The organism is Sulfitobacter sp. 1A13496, assembly GCF_043557225.1.
Classification (GTDB): Bacteria; Pseudomonadota; Alphaproteobacteria; order Rhodobacterales; family Rhodobacteraceae; genus Sulfitobacter; species Sulfitobacter faviae.
Window position 1 is genome coordinate 1 of sequence record NZ_JBIFFP010000007.1, and the last position, 14,866, is coordinate 14,866.

General features: G+C 61.0%; 13 protein-coding genes, 1 tRNA gene and 1 riboswitch. Of the genes, 7 read left to right on the plus strand and 7 right to left on the minus strand.

What is annotated here, in order from left to right:
- The first annotated feature begins 252 nt into the window (after positions 1-252).
- A tRNA-Met gene (locus ACGYLX_RS14840) sits at positions 253-329 on the plus strand.
- 214 nt (positions 330-543) lie between these two features.
- Here ACGYLX_RS14840 and ACGYLX_RS14845 read toward each other — a convergent pair.
- The 5 genes from ACGYLX_RS14845 to ACGYLX_RS14865 form a co-directional block, all read right to left on the minus strand.
- Positions 544-1,524: a FecCD family ABC transporter permease gene (locus ACGYLX_RS14845; protein ID WP_394450624.1), complete on the minus strand. Its 981-nt coding sequence runs from the start codon at positions 1,522-1,524 to the stop codon at positions 544-546.
- Between the two features lie 78 nt (positions 1,525-1,602).
- Positions 1,603-2,538, minus strand: coding sequence for an ABC transporter substrate-binding protein (locus ACGYLX_RS14850; protein WP_394450413.1), 936 nt, complete (start codon positions 2,536-2,538; stop codon positions 1,603-1,605).
- Positions 2,539-2,552: 14 nt separating this feature from the next.
- On the minus strand, positions 2,553-3,335 hold the full coding sequence (locus ACGYLX_RS14855; RefSeq protein WP_168613368.1) for an ABC transporter ATP-binding protein: 783 nt from the start codon (positions 3,333-3,335) through the stop codon (positions 2,553-2,555).
- Positions 3,332-3,739, minus strand: a complete 408-nt coding sequence (locus ACGYLX_RS14860; protein WP_168613367.1) for a DUF1636 domain-containing protein — start codon at positions 3,737-3,739, stop codon at positions 3,332-3,334. Before ACGYLX_RS14860 ends, ACGYLX_RS14855 begins: the two co-directional genes overlap by 4 nt.
- Positions 3,740-3,859: 120 nt before the next feature.
- A riboswitch (cobalamin riboswitch) is annotated at positions 3,860-4,075 on the minus strand.
- 25 nt (positions 4,076-4,100) lie between these two features.
- Positions 4,101-5,180, minus strand: a complete 1,080-nt coding sequence (locus ACGYLX_RS14865) for a CobW family GTP-binding protein (protein WP_394450416.1) — start codon at positions 5,178-5,180, stop codon at positions 4,101-4,103.
- Between the two features lie 355 nt (positions 5,181-5,535).
- Between ACGYLX_RS14865 and urtA the strand changes: the two genes are divergently transcribed.
- The 6 genes from urtA (at position 5,536) to aspS (ending at position 13,380) form a co-directional block, all read left to right on the plus strand.
- Complete coding sequence (gene urtA, locus ACGYLX_RS14870) at positions 5,536-6,822, plus strand: urea ABC transporter substrate-binding protein (RefSeq protein ID WP_168613474.1); 1,287 nt, start codon at positions 5,536-5,538, stop codon at positions 6,820-6,822.
- A gap of 76 nt (positions 6,823-6,898) precedes the next feature.
- Positions 6,899-8,827 (plus strand): urea ABC transporter permease subunit UrtB, encoded by a 1,929-nt coding sequence (gene urtB / locus ACGYLX_RS14875; protein ID WP_394450419.1) that lies wholly within the window; start codon positions 6,899-6,901, stop codon positions 8,825-8,827.
- A 3-nt stretch (positions 8,828-8,830) separates the two neighbouring features.
- Complete coding sequence (urtC, locus tag ACGYLX_RS14880; protein WP_394450421.1) at positions 8,831-10,012, plus strand: urea ABC transporter permease subunit UrtC; 1,182 nt, start codon at positions 8,831-8,833, stop codon at positions 10,010-10,012.
- The gene (gene urtD, locus ACGYLX_RS14885; RefSeq protein ID WP_209219783.1) at positions 10,009-10,764 is read left to right on the plus strand and encodes an urea ABC transporter ATP-binding protein UrtD; all 756 of its coding nucleotides are present in this window, start codon (positions 10,009-10,011) and stop codon (positions 10,762-10,764) included. Before urtC ends, urtD begins: the two co-directional genes overlap by 4 nt.
- Positions 10,751-11,446 (plus strand): urea ABC transporter ATP-binding subunit UrtE, encoded by a 696-nt coding sequence (gene urtE, locus ACGYLX_RS14890; protein ID WP_394450422.1) that lies wholly within the window; start codon positions 10,751-10,753, stop codon positions 11,444-11,446. Before urtD ends, urtE begins: the two co-directional genes overlap by 14 nt.
- Before the next feature lie 158 nt (positions 11,447-11,604).
- A complete protein-coding gene (gene aspS / locus ACGYLX_RS14895) occupies positions 11,605-13,380 on the plus strand; it encodes an aspartate--tRNA ligase (RefSeq protein WP_271692371.1) in 1,776 nt (591 codons plus the stop codon).
- A gap of 29 nt (positions 13,381-13,409) precedes the next feature.
- On the opposite strand, the gene ACGYLX_RS14900 is transcribed toward aspS, so the two are convergent.
- Both ACGYLX_RS14900 and ACGYLX_RS14905 read right to left on the minus strand, forming a co-directional pair.
- A complete protein-coding gene (locus tag ACGYLX_RS14900) occupies positions 13,410-14,141 on the minus strand; it encodes a BglII/BstYI family type II restriction endonuclease (protein ID WP_394450425.1) in 732 nt (243 codons plus the stop codon).
- Positions 14,125-14,757, minus strand: coding sequence for an MT-A70 family methyltransferase (locus ACGYLX_RS14905; protein WP_067261508.1), 633 nt, complete (start codon positions 14,755-14,757; stop codon positions 14,125-14,127). Before ACGYLX_RS14905 ends, ACGYLX_RS14900 begins: the two co-directional genes overlap by 17 nt.
- Between the last annotated feature and the right edge of the window lie 109 nt (positions 14,758-14,866).

The window sequence follows — 14,866 nt, forward strand, 5'->3', positions numbered from 1 at the left end:
CGTGGGAGAGTAGGTCATCGCCAAACCTAATAAGTTCCTAGACTATAGTATCTCTCTACGATGATCAGAATAACAAAACCGCCGCAGCTCAAAGCTGCGGCGGTTTTGCGTTTGGGGGGGGCTTTCCGGCGGCCAGCGAACTTTGGCGGCGCGAACGTTAAGCGTGCCGGAAAAAATCTCAAGAAAAATTACCTTTTTTCGTTCGAATGCGCTTGCAGCTCCCGCACTATAAGTCTAAACGAAGGGCATTGGCGCGGGATGGAGCAGCCCGGTAGCTCGTCAGGCTCATAACCTGAAGGTCGTAGGTTCAAATCCTACTCCCGCAACCAATATTAGCGAAGTATCGCTTTCAGAAAGACCCGCCCTTGCCGGCGGGTCTTTCTGCATTTGAGGGGATGTCCCTTTGCTCTGCCCCTGTTCAAATTCGTGTTCCGCCGGCTTTGCGAAGAGGACTATTTGCGTCGGTAGAAGGAAAGAGAGTTTAGCAAAGGGGCGGGTCAGCAGTTCAGCGCTCGGTTGCAGCATCTCTCATTGTTATGCGCCTCACCGTATCTGGCGCCGCAGCAAGCAGACGAAAAACACGCCGCCGATCAGTCCCGTAACGATGCCGATGGGCATATCGTCGGGGGCCATGATGGTTCTGGCCACGATGTCCGCCCATAAAAGGAACACGGCGCCGCATAGGGCTGAGATGGGCAGCAGGCGGCGGTAGTCGCCGCCGACCATGAGGCGCACGATGTGGGGGATCATCAGGCCGACGAAGCCGATCACGCCTGAGAAAGCGACCATGACCCCCGTGATCAGGGCGCCAATGACGAATATCGTGAGCCGGAAACGTGCCACGGGGATACCGAGGGTGGTGGCGGTTTCATCGCCGACGGTCATGGCGTTCAGGTGGCCGGATCTGAACCAGAGATAGGCGCCGCAGCCCAGCAGGATCACGGCGGGGTAGATAAGCTGATCCCATCCCGCCAAGCCGAGGCCGCCGAGCATCCAGAACACGACCGTATGTGTTGCCCGTGGATCGCCGAGGAAAATCAGCACATTGGCGGCGGACATGACGATGAAGGACACGGCGACGCCAGCCAAGACCAGCCGGTCGGCGCTGGTGGCGGCCGCGAATTGCGTGACGGCAAGAACGATCAGTATCGCCCCGAGCGAGCCGAGGAAGGCGAGCAGGGGGACGGTGAGCCCTCCGAGGAACAGCCCCGTGTGCAGTAGGGCCAGAATGGCGCCAAATGCGCCGCCTGCCGAAATGCCCAGCAGATGCGGGTCTGCTAGCGGATTGCGGGTGACGGCCTGAAGGCTTGCGCCGACGATCGCCAATCCCGCCCCGACGAGACAGGCGAGGATGGCCCTCGGCAGGCGGATGTTCCAGACGATGGCCTCCCGCCCGCCGGACCAGTCCACGGCCATGGCGCCGGGGGCGGCCTTGTTGACCAAGATGCCCCAGACGGTTTCGACGGGGACCACGACGGCCCCCACGCTCACCGCAATCGACAGCGATGCCAGCAGGATCGCCATGCCGAACAGGCAAGTGATCCACACCCCCCGCGTGGGTTTCCGAGGCGCTATCGATCGCGGTTTAAACGTCATGAATGCTCACTGCCCCCGAAACGCAGTGGCGAGGGTTTTGACCGCTTCAATGTTGCGCGGACCGGGCGTGGCCTCGACATATTCCAGCACGACGAAACGGTCGTTGCGCACGGCGTCGATGTCGGCGAAGGCGGGGTTCTCCATCATGAAGGCGCGCTTTTGATCGGCGGTGACTTCGCCGTAATTGACGATCACGATGACTTCGGGATCGCGCGCGACCACGGCCTCCCAACCGACGGTGGCCCAGCTTTTCTCAAGGTCGTTCATGATGTTCGTGCCGCCTGCGGCCTCGATCAAGGCGTTCGGCATGGCATAGGCCCCGGCGGTGAAGGGCACATCTTCGCCGCTGTCATAGACAAAGACCCGGGGGGCGGTCTCAAGCGGGGGCAGCGCCGTAAGGAATGCGTCGAGCTTGGCTTGGTAGCCTTCGATCAAGCGCTCGGCGCGATCCGAGACGGCGAAGATCGTGCCGAGATTGCGCAGATCGTTATACATATCCTCCATCGAGGATGGGGCTTTTTGCCCGATATGGATGCAGCTTTCGGTGAGTTCGTAGACTTGGATGCCGAAGGGGGCGAGCGTTTCCGGCGTCACCTCGCCGCCGACCTTCATGCCGTAGTTCCAACCGGCAAAGAAGAAGTCGGCATGCGACCCGATCAGCACCTCCCGCGAGGGGTATTTCGACGACAGTTCCGGCAGCGCCGCGACACCTGCGGTCATCTCTTGGTCCAGTTTGTTCCAGCCCGAGATGCCGGTATAGCCCACCATGCGGTCTGCAAGGCCAAGCACGAGCATCATCTCCAGCAGGTTCACGTCATTGGCGACCGCAGCTTGGGGCGGGTGATCGAGGGTGACTTCGCGGTCGCAGCTTTGCACGGTGGTCTGGGCAAAGGCCGATCCGGCGATCATCAGGGCGGCGAGGGTGGTGAGAGTAAGTTTCATAAGAGTTTTCCGTTTCAATCTGGAAGGGCAAAAGAGAAATGCGCCGCGCCGCTGGGGGTGAGCCGCTCGCGCTGCGCGTCGACGCGAAATGTTTTTGAGACGAGATCATCGGTCAGAACCGTATTTGGCGGGCCGAAGCCCTGCGGATAGCCTTCTTTCAGCACCAGCACCTCGTCACAGATTCCATCGGCCATATTGAGATCATGAAGCGAGACGACGATGGTCATGTTCAATTCGCGGATCAGGGACACGATTTCAAGTTGGTGGCGTATATCGAGATGATTGGTCGGCTCATCCAGAACCAAGACCTGCGGCTCCTGTGCCAAGGCGCGGGCGACCATGACGCGCTGCCTTTCCCCGCCCGAAAGGGTGCCGACATCGCGGTGGGCGAGGGGGCGCAGGCTGAGCCGGTCCAACACGCGGTCGATGATCTCCTTGTCTTTCCGGCTGGATGACGAAAACGCCGCACGATGAGGCGTGCGGCCAAGGCGGACGATCTCCAAGACCGTCAGCCCAAAAGACGGCGTCTGTTCTTGCAAGACGGCGGCGATGCGCCGCGCGGCGGCACGGGCGGAGAGGGACCAAATATCCTGCCCGCCCACATGGATCGATCCCGTTTGGGGCGGTTGAAAACGGTAGAGCAGGCGTAAGAGGGTGGATTTGCCCGCGCCATTCGGCCCCAACACACCCAGAACGCCACCCGCTGCGACGGTGAAAGACGTAGAATGCAGAACCGGCTGGCCCGATTTTGCCGGCGCCCAGCTTACATCCTTTACTACAAGATCGGCAGCCCTCATGAGGCGCGCAGGTGGCTGGGTTTCAGCTCGATCATCGCCGCAGGCACCCGCGCAAGGGTGGATATGCGCAGTTTGCCGGGGCGGTCCAGCGAAGAGCACCAGCCGTCATTCAATGTGGCATAGTGCTGGGCGAAGGCCACAAGGTCGTCGATGTCTTCGTCAGGGTCGATATCACCAAAGAGGTAGGTCGCCTTTGCGCTGGCGTGATAGGCCACCGTGCAGGGGCGATCGCAGCCAGCCATACAGGCCACGCCCGCGATCTCGAAACCCTCAGGGATCGCCGCGCCGGCTGCCGCGATTGCGGCGCTCAGCCTCTGGATCAGGTCAAAGCCCGGGCGGCAATCCGTGCCTTTGTGTTTGCATGAGGTGCAAACCGTAATCCTGTGGTTTTGATGCGTATCCATGTCGCCCTCCGCGAACGCGCGGGGGATCGAGCAGCCATGTTCTACAGCAGGGGAGTTTCCCTGTCGCCATCATGTTCTCCTAACCAGACACCCCGTCTGGGTTGAGTTGCAGTTACGGCCCCTCTCGGCGCCGGTGATGGCAGGTCTCCTGACTCGCGGATCGACGTTCGCCCGAACCTTCCCAAGCCTTAAGCTCAGTGGTTTTTGCCGGGGTCACTCACCGCTCACAGTTGCGGGGGCAGTTACGGTTTCGGCGCGCGTTTCTTGCCTTACCGTATTCCCTTTTCATCCCAGACGCCGCTGCGGCGGCTGGAAACCATCGCCATGATCTGTGGCCGAAGAGCCATGCCGGGTCAAGCTGCTATCCCGCCTGTCGCTCCGGCCCATCGCGCCGGGCGCGCAGCATATCGAGGCTCCGGTTCAGTTCGGGGTTGGTCATATCGCGGGCGATGACGACAATGCGGGACTGCTGGTCGTCCTTTGGCCAGTCGCGCAGGGGGACGGGCGGATCGAAAAGATGCTGGACCCCGTGAAAGACAAAGGGGGTGGGGACGTCTTCCAGATGCACGATGCCTTTGACCCGCAAAAGATCGGACCCGCGCAGCCTGACCAGCGTGTCGAGCCAAAGGTCGAAAGCCTCGGCCGGGATCGGTGCGTCTAGCACGATAGAGGCCGACCCGATCCGCGCATCATGTTGGTGGGTTTGCATCATAGGCGCGGATGCCGTGGGCGCGGCGAAGCCTGAGAGGTTGTCGAGCGGATCCGCCACTGGAACGGGCGTGAGCCATTCCATAACGTTGCCCGCATCAACCGCCCGCCGCATACCGCTGAGCCCCCAGAGCGATGCAATCGGGATAAGCCCGCGTTCGGCCTTGATGACGCGCGCCGTTTGATTGAGGTCGCGCAGCCTGCCTTCAAAGGCGGCAAGCGCTTGCTGGGTCACCAAGTCGGATTTGCTGAGCACCAGCAGGTCGGCCATCGCCACCTGCGAGACGGCTTCGAACTGCTGATCCAGCGTGTCCGGCCCATTCGCGGCATCGACGACCGTCACAACCCCGTCCACGCGGAATTTGCGGGCCAGATAGGGATCGGCCAAAAAGGTCTGGAGAATGGGGCCGGGATCGGCCAGCCCCGTCGTCTCGATCACGACGCGGTCGAATTGCACACGCCACGTTTGCCTGCGGCGCTTGAGGTCTTGCAGCGTCCGCGACAGATCCCCCCTGATCGAGCAGCACAGACAGCCCGATTGCATGAGAATGACCTCTTCGTCGGCGGTTTCGATCAGGTCGTGGTCAAGCCCGGCCTCACCGAACTCATTCACGACGACTGCGATTTTGGGGGCCTCTTCGCTTGCGACGATATGATTGAGCAGCGTGGTTTTCCCCGCGCCGAGGAAGCCGGTCAGCAGGGTGACGGGAATGCGTTTGTCGGTGGCGGGCATGGTTTGCGGGCTCTGCTATGGATAATATGGAGAACGTTATAACATCACAATATGTGGTGCAACCCGTAGGCCGATGCCCCGCGCGTGCCAAATCCATGCGCTCAGCGCCCAAATTTTGGCAGGTCCACCTCAAATTGCCCAATCGAAGGGCGTTGTTGCTGCGCCGCAGAAAGCGACCTCGGGTTAGGGCTTGTTGCAACGCGCCCTGAAATTGAGGCTGCAGGGGCCTCGCTATGGGGCGGCGCCAAGGGAGTTGTCCGGCAAGGGGGGCATCCGCGCGCGATAACAATAAACGCTGTGTGGAAGAGGCATCATCGCGTCTTTGCTTTTCCGCACACCAAACGGGGATACCGTCATGAAATTTTCCACCAAACGCACAGTCACGGCGACCGCTGCCCTTCTGCTCGCAGGTTCAGCCGCCGCTGCGGCCTGCGACGATCCGATCAAGGTTGGCGTGCTGCACTCCCTCTCGGGGACGATGGCCATTTCCGAGACGACGTTGAAAGACACGATGGAGCTTCTGATCGCGCAGCAGAACGCCGCGGGCGGCTTGCTGGGATGTGAGATCGAAGCGGTTGTCGTTGACCCGGCTTCCGACTGGCCCCTGTTCGCCGAAAAGGCGCGTGAGCTTCTTACCGTCTCGGAGGTGGATGTCATCTTTGGCTCTTGGACCTCGGTCTCGCGCAAATCCGCGCTGCCCGTTCTGGAAGAGCTGAACGGCCTGATGTTCTACCCCGTCCAATATGAGGGCGAGGAAAGCTCGCGCAATGTGTTCTACACCGGTGCGGCCCCGAACCAGCAGGCGATTCCGGCCACCGATTATTTCCTTGAGGAACTGGGCGTCGAGAAATTTGCGCTGCTGGGGACTGACTATGTCTATCCCAGAACCACCAACAACATTCTTGAGCAATATCTGCTGGATAAGGGCATTCCCGAAGAGAACATCTTCGTCAACTATACGCCTTTCGGCCATTCCGATTGGTCCACGATCGTGTCGGATGTGGTCGAACTGGGCGCGGATGGCTCGCAGGTGGGCGTGATCTCAACCATCAATGGCGATGCGAATATCGGCTTTTACAAAGAACTTGCCGCGGCGGGCATCTCTGCCGATGACATTCCGGTCGTCGCCTTCTCGGTCGGGGAGGAAGAGCTTTCGGGCCTCGATACCGCTGACCTCGTGGGGCACCTCGCGGCGTGGAACTACTTCCAATCGGCTGAATCCGAGCAGAATGACGAATGGGTCGCCGCGTGGAAAGAGGCGATGGGAGAAGACCGGGTGACCAATGACCCGATGGAGGCGCATTACATCGGTTTCAACATGTGGGTGAACGCGGTCACTGAAGCAGGCACCACGGATGTGGATGCGGTGCGTGCGGCGATGTATGGGCAGGAGTTCCCCAACCTCACCGGCGGGACGGCTGTCATGCTGCCCAATCACCACCTCGCCAAGCCTGTGTTGATCGGTGAAATCACCGAAGACGGCCAATTCGACATCATCAGCCAGACCGAAGAAGTGCCGGGCGATGCATGGACGGATTTCCTGCCTGAATCGGCGGTACTGGTCTCCGACTGGAAAGACCTCGAATGCGGCATGTACAACAAAGAGACCGAGACCTGCGTTCAGTTGACTTCAAACTACTGAACCCAAGAGCCGGGCGCGTCCTCAGCCGTGCCCGGCATCCGTTTTGACCACTCCCTCTTCGAAAGCCCCATACCTCATGGTTCGAATGCTGCTCAGCCTGATGTGCTTGCTGGCCTCTGTCGGTTTTGCATCTGCTCAGGACCTCCAGTCCCTTTTGCAGACCCACGAAGCAGAGGTGGTCAAACCCTCGCGTAAATCGGTCGGTGTCCTATTGGACGATCTGGTGGTCTCGGGCCTGCCGCAGGTGCCAGCCTTTCTGGAGCAATGGGTCGAGCGGAACGTCTGGCAAGACGATACCTCGGGCCTGTTCTACTTTGGGGCCGAGGCGGATGATACGCTCGCGCTGCGCGACATAGATACGGGCGAAGAGGCCACTGCGCCCTCGGATGGGTTCAGCCAATTGCGCCCCAATGGCGGCGTGCGGCGGGTCATCGGCACGGCCTTGGTGCAGTTTCAACTGTCCGATCCCGATCCTGCGCGCCGCCGCGCCGCGCTTGAAAGCATCGCGCGCCGCAGCGATGCCAGCCAGCTTGGCCCGCTCCTGGCCTCCCTCGACGGGGAGGATGACTCCGCCCTGCGCGCGCGCAAGGAGCAATTGGCCAATTTCCTGACCGCGCGCTTTGGGCAGGCGGCTGATGAGCGCATTCGTGCGATTGAAAGCCTGTCCTCCGACACCTCACTCGAAGCGCGGGCGGTGCTGAGCCAGATCCTTTCGGCCAAGACCGGCGTGGCCGAACAGCAGCCCGAGGGGAACATCGCCCGCATTCTTGATCCCACGGCAGCACCCTCGGCAAGCTATGAGACGCTGGTCGAGGCGGGCCTCGCCCCCGCAGTCGTGCCACAAGGCGAGATACGCGCGGCGCTGGAAGCCAATATCGTCGATGGCCGTGTGGGCGGCGTTCCTCTGGCGCAGTTGGATGACCCGGCGCGGCGTGTGGATGCCTATCGCGCGCTTGCCGAGGCAGGCCGCGTGCCGCCTCTGGTAACGCAGGATGATATCGACACCGCTTTGCAGAACGCAGTTTTTTATGAACGCTACGCAGAGGAGGACGCCGCGATCACCGACGCGGCCCGCGCCACGCTCGACGCGGTCGAAACGCGGGTTGGCTGGGCGCAGACGTTGGATTTGACACTCGACGGTCTTTCGCTGGCCTCGATCTATTTCCTCGCCGCGATTGGGCTCGCGATCACCTTTGGGCAGATGGGGGTCATCAACATGGCCCATGGCGAGTTTATCATGATGGGGGCCTATACGGGCTATGTGGTTCAGCTCATCGTTCCCGATTACACGGTGTCGCTTCTGATCGCGCTGCCGCTGGCCTTTGTCGTCACCTTTGGCGCGGGCGTCGCGATGGAGCGGCTGGTGATCCGCCATCTCTACCATCGCCCGCTTGAGACTCTTTTGGCGACCTTCGGCATCTCGATCGCCCTGCAGCAGATCGCCAAGAACATCTTTGGCACGCAGGCCCGCCCGCTGACATCGCCCGAATGGCTGCGCGGGGCGCTGGTGATTTCGGATGTGGTTCAGATCAGTTTCATCCGCATCGCCATTTTCGTGCTGGCGCTGATCTTTCTGTTCTTGCTGCTGTATATTCTCAAGCGTACGCGCCTTGGCTTGGAGGTGCGCGCGGTGACGCAGAACCCCGGCATGGCGGCCTCAATGGGGATCAACCCGGATCGCATCAACATGATGACCTTCGGGCTGGGCTCCGGCATCGCCGGGGTCGCGGGCGTCGGCATCGGGCTTTATGCGCAGGTCACTTCCGAGATGGGCACGAATTACATCGTGCAAAGCTTCATGACCGTCGTGGTGGGCGGTGTCGGATCGGTCTTCGGCACGCTGGCGGGCGCGGGGCTGATCGGCTTCCTGCAAAAGGGGATCGAGTGGTTGAACCCCTCCAACACGCTGGCGGCCCAGACCTACATGATCCTTTTCATCATCCTGTTCATTCAATTCCGGCCCAAGGGCATTGTCGCCCCCAAAGGCCGGGCAGCGGCGGATTGAGCCATGACCCAGACGCACAGCCAACGCAGTTCCTTCATCGGGCGCAATCCTTCGGTTCTCTACTTCCTCGCCGCGCTGGGCCTGTTCACGGCCCTTGTCACGGTGATGTCCGAAGCGGTCGGCACCGGGCTTGTCTCAACCTCTTTCGTCAAGACGCTGGGCAAAACCCTTTGCCTGTGCCTCGTGGCCATCGCGATGGATGTGGTCTGGGGGTATTGCGGTATCCTCAGCCTTGGGCATTTCGCCTTTTTCGGGATCGGGGGCTACGCCATCGGGATGTGGCTCATGTATGCGCGCACCGAAATCATCGTGGCCGACAGCCTCGCTGGTCAGACCATCCCGCCCACGCCGCAGGAGATATCGGACGCCATCGGAAACCAGATTTTCGGCGTTGTCGGCTCATCCGAATTCCCGCTGATCTGGGCCTTTGCGGACAGCCTGTGGATTCAATTGGCCTTCGTCGTGCTGATCCCCGGCGCGCTGGCGCTGGTCTTTGGCTGGCTTGCCTTCCGCAGCCGCGTCAATGGGGTCTACCTGTCGATCCTAACCCAAGCGATGACACTGGCGCTGGCGCTTTACCTCTTCCAGAACGACAGCGAGCTGCGGGGCAACAATGGCCTGTCGGGCCTACAAAACATCCCCGGTTTCGCCGACAGCGGGCAAGACGTGGTCTCAATCGTCTTCTTCCTCGCCTCCGCCGTGGCGCTCGCATTGGGCTATCTGTTCTTCGCTTGGATCACCGACAGCAAGCTGGGCAATATCATCCAAGCCATCCGCGACGATGAATCGCGCGTCCGTTTCCTCGGCTATCATGTGGAAAGCTATAAGCTCTTCGTCTTTACCATCACTGCCATTGTCGCAGGCATCGCGGGCGCGCTCTATTACCCGCAGGCGGGCATCATCAACCCGGCTGAGATCGCGCCCATCGCCTCGATCTATCTGGCGGTCTGGGTCGCCATTGGCGGGCGAGGGCGGCTTTACGGGGCGGTCATCGGGGCGGCGGTGGTCTCGCTCCTGTCCAGTTGGTTCACGGGGGGCGGCGCGCCCAGCATCGATCTGGCGGTCTATACGATCCATTGGGTCGACTGGTGGCTGGTGCTGCTTGGCCTGAGCTTCGTACTTATCACGCTGTTTGCGCCCAAGGGCATCGGCGGCCTCTTTGACAAACTGGTGCGCAAGTCATGACTTCTCTTTTAGAAATGTCCGGAATTTCGAAATCCTTTGACGGATTTCAGGCGATCAAGAACCTCAGCCTCCAGATCGGGGAGCCGGAGTTGCGGGCCGTCATCGGCCCCAATGGGGCGGGCAAAACCACCTTCATGGATATCATCACCGGCAAGACGAAGCCGGATGAGGGCTATATTCGTTTCGGCGAAGACAGCCGCTCGCTCATCGGTCTGTCGGAAAGCCAGATCGCCATGCTGGGGATCGGGCGGAAGTTTCAAAAGCCCACGGTTTTCGAGGCGCAAAGCGTGCGCGAAAACCTTGCCATGGCGCTCAAGAACCCGCGGGGCACCTTCTCGGTCCTGTTCTATCGCAAGAGTGCCGAGGGGGCGGCGCGGCTTGAACAGATCGCCGATGAGATCAACCTGACCGCACATCTCTCCCGCCCTGCCGGAGAATTGAGCCACGGCCAAAAACAATGGCTGGAGATCGGGATGCTGCTTGCGCAATCGCCGCGCCTGCTGCTGGTGGATGAGCCCGCCGCGGGCATGACCGCGCATGAGCGCGAGCACACCACCGACATCCTGAAAAAGGCGGCCGAGACCCGCGCTGTTATCGTGGTGGAACATGATATGGAGTTCGTGCGGCGGCTGAACTGCAAGGTGACCGTATTGCACGAAGGATCGGTGCTCGCCGAAGGGTCACTGGATCATGTGACCAACAATCAAACCGTTATTGACGTTTATTTGGGGCGCACCGATGCTGGAGATTGAGAACCTGAGCCTGAAATACGGGCAATCGCAGATCCTCCATGACATCACCTTGAACGCGCCCGTGGGGCAGGTGACTTGCGTGACCGGCACGAATGGGGTCGGCAAGACGAGCCTGCTGAAAGCCATCGCCGGGCGGCACCCTTTCTCAGACGGGACGATCAGGCTTGGTGGCGTGGAATTGCAGCCGGGTCGTGCGGCACTCTCGGCCAAGGCGGGCGTCGGATATGTGCCGCAGGGGCGTGAGATTTTTCCGCTGATGACCGTGCAAGAGAACCTTGAGACGGGCTTTGCCTGCCTGCCCAAGTCCGAGCGCAAGATCCCGGACGACATTTTCGATCTCTTCCCCGTCCTCGCTGAGATGAAGACCCGGCGCGGGGGCGACCTTTCGGGCGGGCAACAACAGCAGCTTTCCATTGCCCGCGCGCTCATCGCGCGGCCCCGCGTGCTGCTGTTGGACGAACCCACCGAGGGGATTCAGCCCAATATCATCCAGATGATTGGCCGCACCATCCGGCTTCTGCGGGATCGGGGGGAGTTGGCCATCGTGCTGGTCGAGCAGAACTTCGATTTTGCCTATAACAACGCGGATCATTTCCACGTCATGCAGCGCGGCCAGATCACCCAATCGATCCCAAAGGCAGAAGCGAAAAGAGATCAGCTTTTGGATGCGCTTGCGCTCTAGCTGACCCCTCAAAACGGGATCGCGCAGGACTCCGGATGGGGGTTTAGGCGCGGAAACCTCCTATTATTGTGGGGGCGCGTGGCAGCAAAGTCTTGACTTCCCGACCGTCAAACGGTGTACCTGCGCGAAACCTGAAATAGCCCTAGGAAGGGACCATCATGCACGCCTATCGCAGCCATACCTGTGCCGATCTGAGCCTTGAGAACAAGGGTGACAATGTGCGCCTGTCCGGCTGGGTGCACCGGGTGCGGGACCACGGCGGTGTGCTGTTTCTGGACCTGCGCGACCATTACGGCATCACGCAGGTGATCTGCGACCCCGACAGCCCGGCCTTCGCCGAGATGGAAAAGGTCCGCGCGGAATGGTGTGTGCGCATCGACGGCACCGTGAAGGCCCGCGACGAAAGCCTTGTGAACCCCAAGTTGCCCACGGGTGAGATCGAAGTCTACGCACGCGACATCGAAATCTTGGGTTCTGCCGCGGAACTGCCGCTTCAGGTTTTCGGCGATCAGGAATACCCCGAGGAGACGCGTCTGCGCTATCGCTACCTCGACCTGCGCCGGGAGAAGATGCAAAAGAACATGGCGCTGCGCTCTGACGTGGTGGCCTCGATCCGCAAGCGCATGTGGGATCAGAACTTCCGCGAGTTCCAGACGCCGATCATCACCGCCTCCTCCCCCGAGGGCGCGCGCGACTTCCTCGTGCCGTCGCGTCTGCATCCGGGCAAGTTCTACGCCCTGCCGCAGGCCCCGCAGCAGTTCAAACAGCTGCTCATGGTTTCGGGCTTTGACAAATACTTCCAGATCGCGCCCTGCTTCCGCGACGAAGACCCGCGCGCCGACCGCTCGCCCACCGATTTTTACCAGCTCGACATGGAGATGTCCTTTGTCACGCAGCAGGACGTCTTCGACACGATCCAGCCAGTGATCGCAGGCATCTTCGAAGAGTTCGGCGGCGGCAAGAAGGTCGACGAGACTTGGGAGCAGATTTCCTATAAGGATGCCGCGCTGTGGTATGGCTCCGACAAGCCCGACCTGCGCAACCCGATCAAGATGCAGGTGGTGAGCGAGCATTTCCGCGATTCCGGCTTCGCGATTTTCGCCAAACTGCTTGAGCAGGAAGGCACCGAAATCCGCGCCATCCCCGCGCCCACAGGCGGCAGCCGCAAGTTCTGCGACCGCATGAACGCCTTTGCGCAGAAGGAAGGGCTGCCCGGCATGGGCTATATCTTCTGGCGCGATCAGGGCAACGGAATGGAGGCGGCAGGCCCGCTGGCCAAGAACATCGGGCCCGAGCGCACCGAAGCGATCCGCCAGCAATTGGGTCTGGGCGTCGGCGATGCGGCCTTCTTCCTCGGCGGCAAGCCGAAGAGCTTTGAGGCCGTCGCGGGCCGCGCGCGTAACGTCATCGGCGAGGAGTTGAACCTCACCGACAAGGAGCGTTTCGCCTTTGCATGGATCGTGGATTTCCCGATCTACGAGCGCGACGAAGAGACCGGCAAGATCGACTTCGAGCACAACCCCTTCTCCATGCCCCAAGGCGGGATGGAAGCGCTGGAGGGCGACCCGCTCAAGGTGCTGGGCTACCAGTATGACCTCGCCTGCAACGGCTACGAGCTGGTTTCGGGCGCGATCCGGAACCACAAGCCGGAGATCATGTTCAAAGCGTTTGAGATCGCGGGCTACGGCGAAGACGAGGTGCGCAAGCGTTTCGGCGGCATGGTCAACGCCTTCCAATACGGCGCGCCGCCGCACGGTGGCTGTGCTGCGGGCATCGACCGTATCGTCATGCTGCTGGCCGAAGAGCAGAACATCCGCGAAGTCATCCTCTTCCCGATGAACCAGCGTGCCGAAGATCTGATGATGAACGCCCCTTCCGAGCCCAGCAGCGATCAGCTGATGGAACTGGGGCTGCGGGTCATCCCGCAGGAGTGATCCTGTCTGAATGAAACCTCGCCCCCGGCTCAGTCGGGGGTGATATTGCCCGGTAGGATGCCCAGCACCAGAACCGGGCAGCCGCCGCTGCGCCCGGCGGCGATGCGGCTGATCAGCTTGTGGGTGCCGGTGGTGCTGGCCCCGAATTTCGCGCTGACGGTCTTGTCGGTCTCATTGCCGAATTTGTCCAAGCAATTGCCGAGCGATTTGAAAAAATCATTCGACAGTTCGCGCGTCACGATGACGCCCACGTCGATCACCCCCGCTTCAAAGAAGCTGCGAAAGGCGTAAAGGTCGCGGTCATAGGTCTGGTCCTTGCTGTTCCACTCATAGTCGAACGCCACCCGGCCACGCCAGAAATCGACCATATGGTTGTGGATGAAATCCTCGCGGATGATGCGGTCAACCTCGGGGGCGCTGTCGCCTTTGCCGGCGGTGAGTTGCACCAAGAGATCGGCCTTGATCCGCACTTCCTCATGGAAATTCTCGGCTGCTGCATATTGCGCGAAACGGGTGGTGGCCGACATGCGGTTGCCCCCCGGTGCCCGGATTTCATCACGGCTGATGGTGAACTGGCGCAGCACCCGGATGATCGCGGCCAATTCCTCGGGCGCGCGTTGTTGCAGCACTGCGGCGGCGCTGCGGTAGCTGGTCACGGAATAGCGGTCGCGCAGATCGACGGGCAGCAGGTTTTCGACAAGCCTTTCGTCGTCGAAAACCGCGTCGTCGATGCGCCGCGCCAGATTACTCAGCCGCGACACTGGAATTGTAGCTGTAGGTCTTCCAATCGGGCTTGTAATCCGCCTCGGCCTGATTGCCCCAAACAGTCCACCCCTCGCGCACGCCACGCCCGAAGAGTTCGAGGTAGGGGCCCCAAGAGCAGCTTTCGATCAGGTCATATTGCTCATCCGGCTTGCGCGAATGCTCGCGCTTGCGGGTTTGCAGCATGTTCACCTGCCGCCTCCCGGCGTCGAGCGTGCGCACGTTCTTACCACGCACGCCGAAAAGCAAAATCTCGGTCACATTGCGGAAGTAAAACCCCACGCCGCGCCCATCACTGCCGCCATCCTTTCGGATTTTGTGCCAAATGATGTTGGATTTATACTCAAACCCCCAAGCCTTGAGCACCTGCAACCCTTCGGGCAGGAGCGCATTTGGCACCCACATGTAGCAATGCGCGCGGTCTTCGAGGTGATCGGCCACGGGCAGGGCGCAGATATCCTCAACCGTCATCGTGGGATAACGGGCCAAGCGCTTATGCTCGGGCGCGACCTTTCCGGTGCGGTTGGTAAAGCGCCACGGCGGGTCCGCCATGACGCATCCAAACCGGTCTTTGCCCAGAAAGTCGCGTAGGTCTTGTGATGGATTATCGCTCATATCCAATATATTGCGTTCCCTCGGGCTTTCTTGCAACCGCAACCTGCCCGGCGGGGCTGGATATCCACAAGAACGTTAAGGGAACACATTTAGCAGGGAAGAGCGGCTT

Excerpts from the sequence above, each read along its gene's own strand:
- ACGYLX_RS14845 (WP_394450624.1), bottom strand. The coding sequence starts at position 1,524 with ATGGCGATCCTGCTGGCATCGCTGTCGATTGCGGTGAGCGTGGGGGCC.
- ACGYLX_RS14850 (WP_394450413.1), bottom strand. The coding sequence starts at position 2,538 with ATGAAACTTACTCTCACCACCCTCGCCGCCCTGATGATCGCCGGATCG.
- ACGYLX_RS14855 (WP_168613368.1), bottom strand. The coding sequence starts at position 3,335 with ATGAGGGCTGCCGATCTTGTAGTAAAGGATGTAAGCTGGGCGCCGGCA.
- ACGYLX_RS14860 (WP_168613367.1), bottom strand. The coding sequence starts at position 3,739 with ATGGATACGCATCAAAACCACAGGATTACGGTTTGCACCTCATGCAAA.
- ACGYLX_RS14865 (WP_394450416.1), bottom strand. The coding sequence starts at position 5,180 with ATGCCCGCCACCGACAAACGCATTCCCGTCACCCTGCTGACCGGCTTC.
- urtA (WP_168613474.1), top strand. The coding sequence starts at position 5,536 with ATGAAATTTTCCACCAAACGCACAGTCACGGCGACCGCTGCCCTTCTG.
- urtB (WP_394450419.1), top strand. The coding sequence starts at position 6,899 with ATGGTTCGAATGCTGCTCAGCCTGATGTGCTTGCTGGCCTCTGTCGGT.
- urtC (WP_394450421.1), top strand. The coding sequence starts at position 8,831 with ATGACCCAGACGCACAGCCAACGCAGTTCCTTCATCGGGCGCAATCCT.
- urtD (WP_209219783.1), top strand. The coding sequence starts at position 10,009 with ATGACTTCTCTTTTAGAAATGTCCGGAATTTCGAAATCCTTTGACGGA.
- urtE (WP_394450422.1), top strand. The coding sequence starts at position 10,751 with ATGCTGGAGATTGAGAACCTGAGCCTGAAATACGGGCAATCGCAGATC.
- aspS (WP_271692371.1), top strand. The coding sequence starts at position 11,605 with ATGCACGCCTATCGCAGCCATACCTGTGCCGATCTGAGCCTTGAGAAC.
- ACGYLX_RS14905 (WP_067261508.1), bottom strand. The coding sequence starts at position 14,757 with ATGAGCGATAATCCATCACAAGACCTACGCGACTTTCTGGGCAAAGAC.